General features: G+C 59.2%; 13 protein-coding genes and 4 pseudogenes. 8 read left to right on the forward strand and 9 right to left on the reverse strand.

Annotated features, from left to right (window positions below; all coding sequences use genetic code 11):
* Positions 1-181: 181 nt before the first annotated feature.
* Entirely contained in the window at positions 182-787 is a 606-nt protein-coding gene (locus NW855_RS14885) for an RNA polymerase sigma factor (RefSeq protein WP_414509006.1), read from the forward strand.
* On the forward strand, positions 756-1,496 hold the full coding sequence (locus NW855_RS14890) for a hypothetical protein (protein ID WP_414509007.1): 741 nt from the start codon (positions 756-758) through the stop codon (positions 1,494-1,496). The genes NW855_RS14885 and NW855_RS14890 overlap by 32 nt, the downstream gene beginning before the upstream one ends.
* A gap of 106 nt (positions 1,497-1,602) precedes the next feature.
* Here NW855_RS14890 and cdaA read toward each other — a convergent pair whose 3' ends face one another.
* The 9 genes and pseudogenes from cdaA to ahcY all read right to left on the reverse strand — a co-directional run bounded on the left by cdaA (position 1,603) and on the right by ahcY (position 9,466).
* Positions 1,603-2,490: a diadenylate cyclase CdaA gene (gene cdaA / locus NW855_RS14895; RefSeq protein WP_414509008.1), complete on the reverse strand. Its 888-nt coding sequence runs from the start codon at positions 2,488-2,490 to the stop codon at positions 1,603-1,605.
* 105 nt (positions 2,491-2,595) lie between these two features.
* A complete protein-coding gene (locus tag NW855_RS14900; protein WP_414509115.1) occupies positions 2,596-3,144 on the reverse strand; it encodes a SufD family Fe-S cluster assembly protein in 549 nt (182 codons plus the stop codon).
* Positions 3,121-4,365, reverse strand: a pseudogene (locus NW855_RS14905) (LAGLIDADG family homing endonuclease); the annotation flags it as partial. The pseudogene NW855_RS14905 and the gene NW855_RS14900, both read right to left, overlap by 24 nt.
* A pseudogene (locus NW855_RS14910) lies at positions 4,339-4,590 on the reverse strand (SufD family Fe-S cluster assembly protein); the annotation flags it as partial. The pseudogenes NW855_RS14910 and NW855_RS14905, both read right to left, overlap by 27 nt.
* 126 nt (positions 4,591-4,716) lie before the next feature.
* Positions 4,717-5,484, reverse strand: a pseudogene (locus NW855_RS14915) (LAGLIDADG family homing endonuclease); the annotation flags it as partial.
* Between the two features lie 114 nt (positions 5,485-5,598).
* Positions 5,599-6,303, reverse strand: a pseudogene (gene sufB, locus NW855_RS14920) (Fe-S cluster assembly protein SufB); the annotation flags it as partial.
* Positions 6,304-6,316: 13 nt separating this feature from the next.
* On the reverse strand, positions 6,317-7,093 hold the full coding sequence (gene sufC, locus NW855_RS14925; protein WP_414509009.1) for a Fe-S cluster assembly ATPase SufC: 777 nt from the start codon (positions 7,091-7,093) through the stop codon (positions 6,317-6,319).
* An 85-nt stretch (positions 7,094-7,178) separates the two neighbouring features.
* Positions 7,179-8,228: a class I SAM-dependent methyltransferase gene (locus tag NW855_RS14930; protein WP_414509010.1), complete on the reverse strand. Its 1,050-nt coding sequence runs from the start codon at positions 8,226-8,228 to the stop codon at positions 7,179-7,181.
* Positions 8,210-9,466 carry an adenosylhomocysteinase gene (ahcY, locus tag NW855_RS14935; RefSeq protein WP_414509116.1) on the reverse strand — a complete coding sequence of 419 codons (1,257 nt, stop codon included), beginning with the start codon at positions 9,464-9,466 and terminating at the stop codon, positions 8,210-8,212. The genes NW855_RS14930 and ahcY overlap by 19 nt, the downstream gene beginning before the upstream one ends.
* 393 nt (positions 9,467-9,859) lie before the next feature.
* Here ahcY and NW855_RS14940 point away from each other — a divergent pair, with 393 nt between their 5' ends.
* The 6 genes from NW855_RS14940 (at position 9,860) to NW855_RS14965 (ending at position 14,028) form a co-directional block, all read left to right on the forward strand.
* On the forward strand, positions 9,860-10,585 hold the full coding sequence (locus tag NW855_RS14940; protein ID WP_414509011.1) for an RHS repeat-associated core domain-containing protein: 726 nt from the start codon (positions 9,860-9,862) through the stop codon (positions 10,583-10,585).
* Positions 10,586-10,614: 29 nt separating this feature from the next.
* Positions 10,615-12,105, forward strand: coding sequence for a hypothetical protein (locus NW855_RS14945; protein ID WP_414509012.1), 1,491 nt, complete (start codon positions 10,615-10,617; stop codon positions 12,103-12,105).
* 170 nt (positions 12,106-12,275) lie between these two features.
* Positions 12,276-12,929 carry an RHS repeat-associated core domain-containing protein gene (locus tag NW855_RS14950; protein ID WP_414509013.1) on the forward strand — a complete coding sequence of 218 codons (654 nt, stop codon included), beginning with the start codon at positions 12,276-12,278 and terminating at the stop codon, positions 12,927-12,929.
* Positions 12,926-13,471 (forward strand): hypothetical protein, encoded by a 546-nt coding sequence (locus NW855_RS14955; RefSeq protein ID WP_414509014.1) that lies wholly within the window; start codon positions 12,926-12,928, stop codon positions 13,469-13,471. Before NW855_RS14950 ends, NW855_RS14955 begins: the two co-directional genes overlap by 4 nt.
* A gap of 190 nt (positions 13,472-13,661) precedes the next feature.
* Entirely contained in the window at positions 13,662-13,910 is a 249-nt protein-coding gene (locus NW855_RS14960; RefSeq protein ID WP_414509015.1) for a hypothetical protein, read from the forward strand.
* Positions 13,900-14,028 carry a hypothetical protein gene (locus tag NW855_RS14965; protein ID WP_414509016.1) on the forward strand — a complete coding sequence of 43 codons (129 nt, stop codon included), beginning with the start codon at positions 13,900-13,902 and terminating at the stop codon, positions 14,026-14,028. The genes NW855_RS14960 and NW855_RS14965 overlap by 11 nt, the downstream gene beginning before the upstream one ends.
* The last annotated feature ends 9 nt before the right edge of the window (positions 14,029-14,037 follow it).

Genomic DNA, 14,037 nt, shown 5'->3' on the forward strand with positions numbered 1-14,037 from the left:
CTTGTAGCAGGTCGTCGGGTGGGGCGACCTGCGGTTGTTCGGGCGCGCTGGGCACGGCGGTTTTGGGCATATACGCAGTATACCCGATGCGCGGCACGGAACAGGCGCGAAGGTGAAAAGACGCGCTTGTTGGCAGGAATCTGCATTCCCGTCGGCGTATTTATCACACACGGGGGCAACGATGCGAGCCAACGACGGCTATGTGGAGTGGCTAATGCGCCGCTATGGGGTGTGCCGCGCCGACGCGGAAGACATCCTGCAGGCGAGCCTGTTGCGCCGCGTTCACGACTACCGCGCCAAACATCCCAACGCGAGCGAAGCCGAGCTGCAGGCGTACCTGGACACGCTTCCTGAAGGCGTCCTCTACCAGACGCTACACTGGCAAGCGTGCAACTGGCTGCGGGCGCGCCGACGCGAACAGACGACGCTCGCCTGCTGGATGCAGCAGCGCCCCTGCGAGGACGATCCCGAACAGGCAGCCGTCGAGCGCGTGTACGCCGAGTGGCTGGCGAGCCTGCTGCCCGACGGCGCACGGGAGATACACGCCCTGCTGGAGGCGGGCTACACTTGGGACGAAATCGCCACACAGTTGGGCGTTCGCCCCAGCGCAGCGAAGATGCGCTTCCAACGGGGCGGGGCACAAGTGCGTCAAAAGTTGGGGCTGGGATGTGACGATTTGGCGGTTTGCGGTGTTAATAAGGATGGAGGACGCAAAACGGGCGTCGCTCCGACAGAATCTCAGATGGAGGTGTGCGATGAGAAATCGTCAGAAGTGGCTGAAGGCTGAAGGCATTCTCTGTGCGAGTATGCTCCTGACAACGCTACTTGCGACGGCTCTACCGTGTCATGTGCAAAAGGGTAGTCCTGTGCCCGCCCCCGCCCCTCAAGAAGCTTTCCAGACCGCCCGCCTGCCTGTCCTGATCTTTGAGCCTGGCAGCCCTATTAGAATGCGTTTTGCTCCGTCGCCTCACGACTTGCTCAACGACAGGGAAACGCTTGTGACAATCGTCGCGAACTGCGTGGTTGTTTCACAAACGCGAGAGGAACTAACCATCCAACCAACTTATGAGGATGGCTCCAATCACGGCTACATCTGGTTCTACGCCCGCAGTGGAGAAGACGAACGACTGTTGGGGATTATCCATTTTGCCTCACAGACTCTACCAGTTGACAGCGAAGACGACTTGGAATTGGTTCCAAACTCCGTGCGAGATTTAGTCAAGATGGAAGACGAGAATGGTCAGACTGTTGCCCATGTCGGCTTCTTCGTAGGCGGTCCGATGAAGAACTGCGCTTGGATATTTTTCGACAGCGATTTTCAAGCTGCCGCTCCCGACAGGGAGAGAAGATTACCCAAGTGGGCCGAGGCTGAACTCAAGATTCCTCCTGGTTCCATCGGCTCTAGGATTCCTCGTTCCGCGCTACCGAAACGCCCTTCAGACTGTACGGGTTTTGCTCTGTTGCAACGACACCTGTATCCCTCAGATTTTGGTTAGAAACTTCGAGCATTTGTCCACGTAGGGTATTCCTGTGCTGCGAAAGTCTTCGGTGTTCGCGCCTCGCGTAGCGAAGATGCAAAAATGCTCAACAGTCTCTAACCTCTCATGCCGTTCTCTCCTCTGTGCGCTCTTTGGTGCGCCGTTCGGTGCGGTTGCGACGCACGCTGGAGAGGGTCGCACCCATGCGTTCCAAGATGCGCGGGCGCGACTCGCCCGTAAGTAAATCGCTCAGCAGGCGGCGCAGGTGGTCGGCGTCCACATTCTGCGTCCACGCGCCGTCCACCGCCACCGTAATCTGCCCCGTCTCCTCCGAGACGATAATCGCGATGCAGTCGGAGGTCTCGGTAACGCCGATTCCTGCACGGTGGCGCGTGTGCATGGTGCTGGGGATGTCGGGGTTCTGGCTGATTTCGGGGAAGTAGACGGCAGCCTCGACGATTTCCGCGCCGCGCAGGATGACCGCGCCGTCGTGCAGGGGCGAGCCGGGGTAGAAGATTGTGCGCAGCAGGGGCGAGGTCGCCTCCGCTTGCAGCTCCACGCCGTTGCCCTCCGCGATGCGGTCTTTGCGCTCCCACACAATCAGCGCGCCAATCCGATCGCGAGCCATCTGCTGCACCGCGCTGACCACCTCGTTGATAGCGCGCTGTATCGGTGCGGCGTCCGCCCCCACCCCCAAGCTACTGCGCCAGAACTCCACGCGCCCGATGGTCTCCAACACGCGGCGCAACTCAGGGAAAAACAGGATCACCAGCGCGACGGGTCCCAGCGTGGTCATGCGATCCAGCAGCCAGTGGATGGTCTCCAGTCCCAGCGCGTCGCTCAGGTACAGCGCCAGCACGAACACCAGCAGCCCAATCAGCACCTGATAGGCGCGTGTGCCTTTCGCCAGCAGCAGCAGGCGATAAATCAGAAACGCCACCAGCAGCGTGTCTATGGCGAGAATCGCCCAGCGCGCCGCAATATGCTCCGCTATCCGTAGCCAGTCGCTCAACTCGGTTCCCCGCGTATATATTATGCACGATTCGCGTCGCAAAAAAACGCCCCCCAGCGCAGGGCTGGAGGGCGTTCTCGGGAGCGGGTTGGCGTGAGAAGCCGTTTAGCCGACCGAGCCTTCCATCTCCAGCTCGATGAGGCGGTTCAGCTCCACGGCGTACTCCATCGGGAGCTGCTTCGCCAGCGGCTCAATAAAGCCCGACACAATCAGCGTGAGCGCTTCGTCTTTCTTGAGTCCGCGGCTCTGCAGGTAGAAGATTTGCTCGTCGCTGACCTTGCTCACGCGCGCCTCGTGCCCGATGGTGACCTGCTTCTCGTTGACTTCGATGTAGGGGTAGGTGTCGGTCTTGGCGTCCTCATCCAGCAGCAGCGCGTCGCACTCCACATTGCATTTGGCGTGGTGCGCGCCTTCCAGCACCTGCACCAGCCCGCGGTAGCTCGCGCGCCCTGTGCCCTTGGAGATGGACTTGGAGGTGATGCGTCCTGTGGTGTGTGGCGCGGCGAAGATGAGTTTGCCGCCCGTGTCTTGGTGCTGTCCGTCGCCCGCGAACGCGACCGACAGAATCTCGCCGCGTGCGCCCGGCTCCATCAGGTAGACGGAGGGGTACTTCTGCGTGACGCGGCTGTTATGCACCAGCACGCCATTCACCACGAACGAGTGCGCTTCCGCCACTTCGAGGTCGTAGGTCGGCGCGACGATGGAGGGCGCAATCGCCTCGATGCGTGCGACGCCCATTTCGGGGGTCAGCAGGCGCGTGGCGCGGAAGCCGCGAAGTCGCTGGTGGCGACGCGCCCGCTTCGGCGTGGTCAGTCGCTCGCGCAGCGCAGGCGTCAGATGGGGCAGCAACGGCGCGACATTCGTCAAGTCCAGTCGGTATGCCGTATACTGCTTGGTGCGCCCCGTGCGGTTGATATCTGCCTCCACCGTGTGGCTGTAGACCGCGCTGGCGTGAACGCCGCACTGCAGCGCGAGCTGCTGCACATCCTGTAGCAGGGCGCGGTTCGCGGACTTGAGGCTAAGGCGGTTGCCCTTCGCGCAGCCGTCGCCGTCGAGGTAGCCCGCAAGGAACGCCGCCTGCGGTGTGCTGGGCAGGGTGAAGACCCACGCGGGGATGCGCTTCTCCTTCGCGCCCGACACGAAGCCGTTCACCTGCAACCACAGCGCGAACTCCAGCGAATTGACGCGCAGGTAGCGTTCGTCCTTGCGCAGCTCGATGGCGTGGTTGCCGAAGTAGCGCGTCAGCAGCGAGATTAAGCGCGGGTAGGCGCGGTCGCTCGTTGGCACGCTGAAGCCCACGCGCCCGTAGCGATGCCCGCTGCGCCCGCGCTGAATCGTGTAGTCGCCTTCCGCCATCCACAGCCCCAGCAGCCAGCAGATGTCCTCGTCAGCATATTCGGGCAACTGCACGGGCTGACGCGCATGCGACGCGATGGGGTACTCCGCGCCGTGCTGGTTGCGTCCCGTGAACTGGTCGGGCAGCTCGGGGCGCACGAAGCGGTAGGGTTGCCCCTCCACCTGCAGCGCGGTCGGGAAGATAATCAGGTCGCCTGACTGCAGCGCCTCGACGGGCTTCCAGCGCAGGCTGTAGCGTCCGAGTCTCTGCGGGCGCGTCGCGTCGTACTGCACGGTCAGCAGCGGGTGGTTCGCCGTCAGGCGCAGGCTGCGCCCGTTGGAGAGGGTAATCTCGTAGACCTGTTGCAGCCCGCTGTCCTTGCGCGCCACGACGGGGCGTAGCACCCACAGCCGACGCGCTTCGTCAAAGCTCCAGACGCGCGTGCCAGGCTCCACCTGCTCAATCGGCACGGGACCGCGCTCGGTGTAGACCAGCTCGCCCGCGCACACGCAGCCCAAATTGCCATCCACCCATTCCATCACCGAGTCGCCGTAAGCCACCGCGCGCTTGGTGACGAGGTTGTAGACATCCTTCGACCAGTTCTGGATGGTGGTGTAGCGCACGCGCGCGCCGCGCTTGACGATAATCTCCACCACCGCGCTGTGCAGGGCTTCCTCGGCGTATACCGGGGCGGTGCAGTTGTGGGTGGCGAAGCCGCGCACGAGGTACGAGTGCGGCTCCTCGACATCGAGGTTGAACACGAAGCCGTTGTAGGGCACGCGCTCAATCTGCTTGATGGGCACGAGGAAGTAGTCGCCTGCGTCGCGCACCTCGCCCATTCGACGGCGGTTCGTCCATACGACCACATACTGCGGGCGTCGGCGGATGCGTCGCCCCTGAATCGTGTCTTCACCGCCTGCGCGATGCTCTATGCTCGCGTAAATCCCCAACCGCGCCAGCAACATCTGAATCTGGCGGGCAAGCGTCTCGGATGCAGTAATAATCCGATGCATCTCGCTGTTGCCCTTCCAGCAGATGTTGCCGTCGCCTGCGAAGTAGGCGTCTATCAGCGGGCGAAGCGCTTCGGCGGGCAGGCGCATAATCGCCTCGCTCAGCCGCTTCGTCGCCGCCCCTTTGCCCGCATGCTCCAGACAGAACGCCATCAGGTCATGCGAGTAGGCAATGATATTGACCGCGTGTCGCTTCGGCTGACGCGCCACCTGCGCCCGCTTGCCCGTCAGGTGTTCGATGAGATAGGTTAGGTCTTGAATAATCTCAGTCTCGTGTTCGCCGACGGTGAAGGTGACCATCGGAACCTTCAGCGTGCGGTGGATGTAGGCGGAGCCTTCGGCGAGGTAGTACCCCAGCAAGCGGAGTTGCTCGGCGGTGAAGAGTACCTCTTCCGCCGACGCGACGGGCTTCGGGAAAACGATAAAGTCGCCCTCGCGCAGCTCGCCTGCAAGCACATACTCAGGCTGCGCCTCCAGCAGCAAGCGCGTGTCCACCTCGACCTTCCAGTGCGGCTGGCGGGCACGACGCTTGTATTGCACCTGCTCGCGGCGCACGCATAGCACGGGATGCTCTGGGGTCAGCCGAATCGTGTTGTGGGGCGAGATGGGACGGATGATAATCATCTCCCCCGTGTAGGGGCGCGTCATCACGGCGCGCACCTTCACGCGCCGACCCTTCTCGTCCAAAACGAAGTCGCCAGGCTTGACGCTCTCGATGTTGACCCAGCCCGACTCGGTGCAGACCTGCTCGCCTGCAGGCAAGCAGCCCTCCACATAGTGGACAAACGACCCTTCCTCAGCGATAATCAGCGTGCGCTCGAACTGACCCGCGTTCTTGGCGTTGATGCGGAAGTACGCCTGCAACGGGATGTCCACATGCACCCCCGCAGGCACATACACGAACGAGCCGCCCGACCACACCGCCGAGTTCAGCGCGGCGAACTTGTTGTCGGTGGGCGGGATGACCGTGCCGAAGTATTCCTGCACCAAGTCGGGGTACTCGCGCACGGCGGTATCCGTGTCGACAAAGATGACGCCCTTCTCTTCCCACTGCTTGGCGAGGTTGTGGTAGACGACTTCGGAATCGTACTGGGCTCCCACACCCGCCAGGAACTTGCGCTCCCACTCGGGGATTCCCAGCCGATCGAAGGTGCGCTTGATCTCTTCAGGCACTTCGTCCCAGCTGCGTCCTTTGCGGTCGGTCGGCTGGATGTAATAGACAATCTCGTCAAAATTCAGTTGCGACAGGTCGGGTCCCCAAGTGGGCATCGGCTTGCTCATGAAGATTTCGTAAGCCTGCAGCCGAAACTCGCGCATCCACTTGGGCTCGTTTTTCTGGTGCGAGATCTCTTCGACCACGCGGCGGGTCAAGCCGCGCTCGGTCTGGAACACCGGCTGGATGTCGTCGTGGAAGCCGTACTTCTGCGTATAGTCCTGATCCAGATTGAGAATATCGGGCTGCGCCATTTTAGATACCTCCTTACGGGGCGGTTGCACCCGCGAGTTCACTGCGTACCCAGTCGTAGCCCTTCTCTTCCAGTTGCAGGGCTAACTCGGGTCCGCCAGAGCGCACAATGCGCCCCTCAACCATCACATGCACATAGTCGGGTGTGATATAGTTCAGAATGCGCTGGTAGTGCGTAATCACAAGGAACGACCGTTCGGGCGAGCGCATCGCGTTCACGCCGTTGGACACAATCTTCAGCGCGTCGATGTCCAGCCCTGAGTCGGTCTCATCCAGCACTGCCAGCACAGGCTCCAGCAGCGACAGTTGCACGATTTCGAAGCGCTTCTTCTCGCCGCCAGAGAACCCCTCGTTCACGGGGCGACCTGCGAAGCTGGCGTCCATCTCCAGCTTCTTCAGGTGCTGCAGCAGGATCTTGTAGAACTCCGTGTATTTGACTTCGGTATCGAAGCGTCGCTGGTAGGCAAGGCGCAGGAAGTTGGCGATGGTGACGCCAGGCACCTCCATCGGGTACTGGAACGCCAGAAACAGCCCCATGCGAGCGCGGTCGTCGGGTTCCAGTTCCAGGATGTTTTCGCCGCGGAACAGCACCTCGCCGTCGGGGACCTCGTAGCCCGGATGTCCCGACAGCACCTTCGCCAGGGTGGACTTGCCCGACCCGTTCGGTCCCATGAGCGCGTGAACTTCACCAGGGTAAATCGTCAGGTTCAGCCCGCGAATGATGGCGTCCTCCTCGTCGGGCAGTTTGACCCACAGATTGCGTACCTCCAGCAGTGGCGTCTTCTCCGTCATAGCGTCGTCTCCTCATTTGTTTAGCGTGGCTAAATAATACCCGATGGGGTGGGGCTATGTCAAGGGGCAAGGACGACAACGCCGTTTACGCCTTCCACGCGCGTACCATCGTGAATTCGCGGATTTCGGGGTTTCGGCGCGCCTTCGCTTCTGCTTGCCGTGCGACCCGTCGCTCTTCGGGCGGGAGCGGCGGCGCGTTGTGGGGCGACGCGCCAATCGCCAGTGCGCGACACATCCCAAACACGCGCTCGCACAGTGGGCAATACGGCAGCCGCTCAATCTGCGTGAAGCCGACCTCCTGCAGCAGGCGCATCAGCGCGCGGTCGGTGAACACCACCAAGTGGCGTGGCGTGTCCAGCCCTATCCAGTTCTCGCGGTAAAGGGCGTGCCCCTGCGCGTTCAGGTTCGGCGTCTCCAGCCACAGCCAGCCACCAGGCTTGAGCAGGCGGTAGCAGCGCGTCAGCGTCGCGCGCGGGTCATGCACATGCTCGATTACATGGTTCATCGTAATGCCCTGAAGCGACTCAGGCGGCTCCTGCAGAGTCTCCAGCGTGCCCAGATGCACGGTCAGCCCCCGCGCGCGGGCAATCTCGACGGCTTTCGGGTCAGGGTCTACGCCTATCGCCTCCCAGCCCGCCCGTTGCGCGAAATGCAGAAAGTCGCCGTTGCCGCAGCCGACATCGAGCAGGCGTCCTTTGGGCTGCTTGGGCAGATGGCGTCCGCCCGTGTCCAGCAGCGCGCGCTGATCAGGCAATAATCCCATCGCCAGCACGCCCAAGATGCTGGCAGGTCGCTCCTGCATCCCGAAGCGGTAGTTGCGGTAGCCGTTGCCCAGAATGCGACGCAACTTGCCAAGCCACCCCAGTTGCGCATACTCCAGCGGGGCGGTGTGCCCATGCGTGTAGTACGCCTCGTACAGCCTGCCGACTGCTTCGGGCGTCGGGCGCGGGTTGTAGTAGCCCGATCCGCACGCCTCACAGCGGTAAAAGTCCCACGCGCCAGGTGTGCTGGTCTGGAACTTGTCCCGCAACCCGCGATAGAGCAACTCCTGCCCCGTGCGCGCGCCGCACACAGGGCAGGCGTCCAGATACTCCAACGACTCAGGCGACCAGCCCGCTATGTGCCCTCCTGCCACGAGTCGAGATACTTCGCTTGCTCGTCGGTGAGCGCGTCGATTTGCACGCCGAGCGCCTGCAGCTTGAGCTGCGCCACCTGCGCGTCAATAGCAGCGGGCACGGCGAACACCTCGCGCGGCAGCTTACCCCGATTCTGCACGAGGTACTCCACACTCAGCGCTTGGTTCGCGAAGCTCATGTCCATCACGGCGGCGGGGTGCCCTTCGGCGGCGGCGAGGTTAATCAGTCGCCCCTCGCCCAGCAGGTAGAGGCGTCGCCCGTCGGCGAGCTGGTACTCATCCACGAAGGCGCGTACCGTGCGCTTGCCTGTCGCCATGCGCTCCAGCGCGGGGATGTCAATCTCCACATTGAAGTGCCCCGTGTTGCACACAATCGCGCCCGACTTCATCGCGCGGAAATGCTCCTCGCGCAGCACATGGTAGTTGCCCGTAACGGTGATGAAGATGTCGCCGACCTGCGCGGCGTTGGCAAGCGGCATCACCTCGTAGCCGTCCATAAGCGCTTCGAGCGCCTTGAGCGGATTGACCTCGCACACAATCACATGCGCCCCCAGCCCGCGCGCGCGCATTGCGACCCCGCGCCCGCACCAGCCGTAGCCAATCACGACCACCTTGCGCCCCGCAATCAGCAGGTTCGTCGCCCGCATAATCGCGTCCAGCGTGCTTTGCCCCGTGCCGTAGCGGTTGTCGAACAGGTGCTTGGTGTAGGCGTCGTTGACGGCAATTACAGGGTACTGCAGCGCGCCCTCTTTCGCCATCGCACGCAGGCGAATCACGCCTGTGGTGGTCTCCTCCGTACCGCCGAACACCTCGGATAGCCCCTCGCGGCGGTCGGTGTGCAGCACGCTCACCAAGTCGCACCCGTCGTCCATCGTGATGTGCGGCTGAATGTCCAACGCTTGGTGAATGTGCTTGTAGTAAGTGTCCTTATCTTCGCCCTTGATGGCGTAGACCGCTATACCTTCGTATTTCACTAACGCGGCAGCAAGGTCGTCCTGCGTAGAGAGCGGGTTCGAGGCGCACAGGGCAATCTCTGCGCCGCCCGTCTTGAGCGTGCGCATCAGGTTGCCCGTCTCAGTCGTCACATGCAAGCAGGCGGCAATGCGCACGCCTTGCAAGGGCTTCTGCTGCTCGAACCGCTGGCGAATCAGGCGCAGCACGGGCATCTCGTTGTCTGCCCATTCCATGCGCAGCGCGCCCTGCTCGGCAAGCGCCAAGTCCTTCACATCGTAGCTCATTCGATACAAACCTCCAATAAGGGAATTGTACCATAGGCGAGACCTTTCGGCATTAGCGCAGCAGTGCATCCCTCTCTGAAGTTCTCGCGCTTGGAGAGGAAAGCCCGATTTCCCACCAAAATCCCCCCCAAATTCCCCTGTCCCCCCTTGAGAATCGCGAAATCCTATAATATAAGCGCACCCCGCAAAGTTGTGGGGATACGCCGAACCGATGGAGGTTATAACGATGCTGGGTCTGCAGAAGGGCTGGAGTCTGAAGCGAGTGCGCCGCACACTGGCGCAGGGCACTGTCGGAAAAGGAATCGCTATCATGCTGGGTATCTGGTAGCGGAAGGCAGTCGGCAAAGTAGCAGCGACCCGTTGCAGTGGGTATACTACGGCTACGGTGGGTCGATGTATCAGCAGGTTGCGAGCGGTCAGGCGGAATACAAGCACTGGAGTCTGCGGGGCGACTTGGCGGCGACGAGCAGCCCGACAGGCGCGTATTCGCCTGCGCCGATAACGGATGCGTTTGGTGACTTGGTGGCTGGCAATCGGCAGACCTACGACTGGAACGGCGCGTGGGGCTACCGCAACGAGGCGCTGACGGGCGGGCTGCAGAAGGTCGGCGTGCGCTGGTATGACCCGACGGCGGGGCGGTTCTTGCAGCAGGATCCGTGGCTGGGGTCTATCTACGCGCCGCTGACGCAGAATGCGTATGGGTATTGTGTGAATGACCCTGTGAATGCGGTGGATCCGAATGGAATGCAATTAACCTCGCTAATCTATGGTCAAACAAGGGATCCGTTTGACGAGATTAAGCTGCCTTCACCTCCACCAAGAGGCACGATACCGTTGCCAGGGGGTGAAGGGTATTATGATCCGGGGAATGGCAGGGTAACTTTCCCATTCGATTTCGAAATTGAGTTTCCTGGAGGTAGCTTTGGAGGCAGTGGAAACTTCGAGTTTCCTGTTCCGTCGCCACTTCATCCGAACCCGTCGCCGCCCAGTCTTAGCTGTAACTTCCGACTCAGCTTTGGAACTAACCCCTCGCTGGGCGTCGGCGGCGGTTTCAGTTACACCCCTCCAGGACCACCGCGCTGGAGCGGTCCGACTGTCACGATTGAGTTCAGGTTCTGAAGCATGACTCCGAAGGAGGTAACGACGCTATGAAGAGCCATAACTTTGCTCCACGAGTTGCCCTATGTGTGGCGATGAGCTTAGCTGCCCAGTTAGCGGCGTTGTACACTCAAAATCAAGTCGCGTCTGCTACACAGCCCGTAGCGATTGCGACCGTGCCACTTGTTTACGATCCACCGCATATTCCTTTACCATTGGTGCGTCTAAGTATAAACGGGCGTGAGCCTGCACTCTTTTTGCTCAGCACTGGCACCCCAGGTCTTATGGTGATTGATGAGGAGAAAGCGACTACCTTTGGCTTGGATAGAAGGGGTGACTGGGCAACTCTTCGGTCGGTCAGTTTAGTTGATGACCAGGGACGCCCCTTGGCGAAACCAGAACTCGGAATCCCTGCTGCGTATGTTGCAAACCTACAACTGCATAAGTTGAATTTAGGATTAGACATAGCGGGTATTTTAGGAGCCAATTTCTTCGCTGCTGTGCCTGTAGGGCTCGATCTTCGCAATCGATTATTGAGGCTTTACAAAGAATCGTTTGACTACAGTTCGCTTTCGAAGGAGTATGTGGTTGTCAAGCTATCCCGACCGAATAGAGGGACTTGGGAGCACTGTGCCATAGTCACCGCGCCCCCCAATCAACAGGTTCAGCTTACAATAGCAACAGGCGCTTGGATATCGACTTTGGCGGGGCGAGAGCTCAAGGGCGTAGAGTGGGTAGAGTTTTCTCATCAGACTTTCCCATCTATGGAAAGTGTCGAAGGAAAGATACAGATGATTGAGAAACTGTTGGGAAGGATGCAGTGGATAAAAATTGGAGAGGTACTTGTGCGAGAAGTGCCCTTTGCCGTCACCTTCGAGGGTACCTCTGTCTTAGGAATGGACATACTGTCGCTGTTCGACGAGTTGATAGTAGACCTAAAAACAGGTCATTTACTGCTGCGAAAACCTGCAGGCGAGCTTTCAGGGCGTGTAAGAGGAATATCTGGGCTTAGAGTGGAGAAGGACACAAGTGGTAAAGCTCGCGTAGGAGAGGTATTTCCTGCAAGTGCGGCAGCAAGAGCAGGTTTTCAAAAAGGAGACGAATTAGTGGCAATATCTGGTCGGTTGACGCAAGGTATGAGTCAAGGTGCTCTGCAACTCCTTGTGGACGGATATGCAGGTGTGGCGCAGAGAGTACAGATAGTCCGCAATGGACAGCAGATGGAGTTGACTCTGATCCCTGAAACTCCCTTTCAACAAAGAGCCTCAGTGACTATACAACTGTATACAAGTCGGCGTCTAGGCTTTGATGCTATCTTGGTGAACCATTCGAATGAACAGTACCTTTTGGTAACACGAGTCGAGGAGGAGCATTTGAAACAAGCAGGCTTACGGGTCGGCGACCTAATAGTTTCCATAAACGATCGGTCAGAGTGGTCGGTTGAAGAGCTGCGCGGATTAATGGAGCGCAAGGTACCACTTCGCCTGCGTGTCAGAGCGCTTGGAGAAAGCACCGAGCGGGTGGTCCAACTGTTTCCATAGAGCAGACGAGTCTGAAACTGGCGATGACAACACTCAAAGCCAGTGTATACTACAGGGGCGCAATGTATTCGCAAGTAATGTATTCGCAAGTAGCGAGCGGTCGGGTGGAATACAAGCACTGGAACCTGCGTGGGGACTTGGCAGCGACGAGTAGCTCGGCAGGAACCTACGTGCCTGCCCCGCTCACGGATGCGTTTGGCGACACGATAGCAGGCGCGCGTCCGACCTACGACTGGAACGGCGCGTGGGGCTATCGGAACGAGGCGCTGACGGGCGGGTTGCAGAAGGTGGGCGTGCGCTGGTATGACCCGACGGTGGGCAGGTTCTTGCAGCAGGATTCGTGGTTAGGGTCTATTTACGCGCCGCTGACGCTGAATGCGTATGGGTATTGTGTGAATGATCCACTACAGTGGGTGGATCCGAGTGGGTGTGAGCCAGTAACGATTGTCTTGGCAGGTATTGCTGTTGTAGCGTTAGGTGTAGGCTTGTGGTATCTCTTCAAGGTAGTGACTGAGGAACCTGCCGACCTTGACGAAGGAGTTGGTGAGGTGGTGAAAGGGGCGTGCCTAGGTGCTGGTGAAGCGGCTTCAGAAGCAGCCGGTGGTTTTGGCGGTCCGGCGCTTGCAGTTGGTGACGCAGGCGTGACAGTGGCTGAAGGTGGCGTTGCATTAGGTGAAGGAATAAAACATGTTGGAGGAACGAGGTTGCGTTGGGAGGATCTGATTTATACCGATCCGTCGGGTAGTCCAGGGGATGCGTTTGACCAGGCTCTAGAAACGCCTGCTCATGAAATGTGGAAGAGGTATCCCGGAGGTAGGCGATGAGAAAAGCAGTTATAGGGATGGGGTGCACTTTGACTGCTTGGTTAGTCATGGCAGTTAGTGGTTGTGATGTCTCAACTAACCAGAAAAGGCAACAACTGATGGATGTAAAGAACACGAACTGGAAAGTGTCTACAGAGGCATTCTCTGTAGATATACCCAAAGGCTGGTATGTTCACCTCAAGTATGAGGATACTGTCTATTTTCGCAAGCCAAACTCTGCCGAAAGAATGATGATTGCCGTGGCAGTGTTAACTCCGTCCGAGGATCCATCATCTTTGATTAGACAGTGGCGCAAGGAAGCGATTAGCATCTCCAAAGATGGAGGGTCGAAATCGATTCGCATGGAAGTAGGCGGACTTTTGTACGAAGGAATTGAATTCGTAGTTCTTCCTAAAGGGTCTGATCCGAAGCGTAGCAAATTCATCATTAGACAGGTTGAAATTACACATAAGAATAGAACCATACTTATAGGATGTCTCTTGCCCGATGGCAAAGAATCGGAAGATATAAAGCGAATTTTAGACTCGTTTGAGCTATTATAAAGCGAATTTTAGACTCGTTTGAGCTATTTGGAGGTAGAGATGAAAAGGTATGACCCAGAGTCGCCACGATGTTGAATGTTTTTGCGTTTTATGCTATTTCGTGGTTTCCTTGCTGGTTTCTGTCGTTATCGAGACTGTGCGCTACAAGGCTTTTCAAACTGACACCCAGTCTGGGAGTTAGGAGGCGATCATGAGCAAAGCGCAATACATAACGGCGATGACCTTGTCGGTTCTGTTGATGCTCGTCGCGATTGGAGTGGCTATTGGTTCACTGGACACTCTTAGCAAAGCCGACGAGAAGGGCAATGTAATGGTTCGTCGCAGGGGGCGCGAGGTAGAACTTCCCGCGCACTTTGTAGTGTTTTTCCCGCCGACCGTTTTGTTCCTCATAGGCTTGGGGATTGCGTACATGACTTATCGTTTCTACCATGACGAATGACAAGGTATTATACTCACTATGGTTTTGGTTTGGCTACGGTGGCGCGATGTACCAGCAGGTAAGCAATGCGGGCACAGAGTACAAGCACTGGAACCTGCGGGGCGACTTGGTAGCGTAGCAGCACGCC

This window comes from Synechococcus sp. RC10B2 (assembly GCF_047502635.1).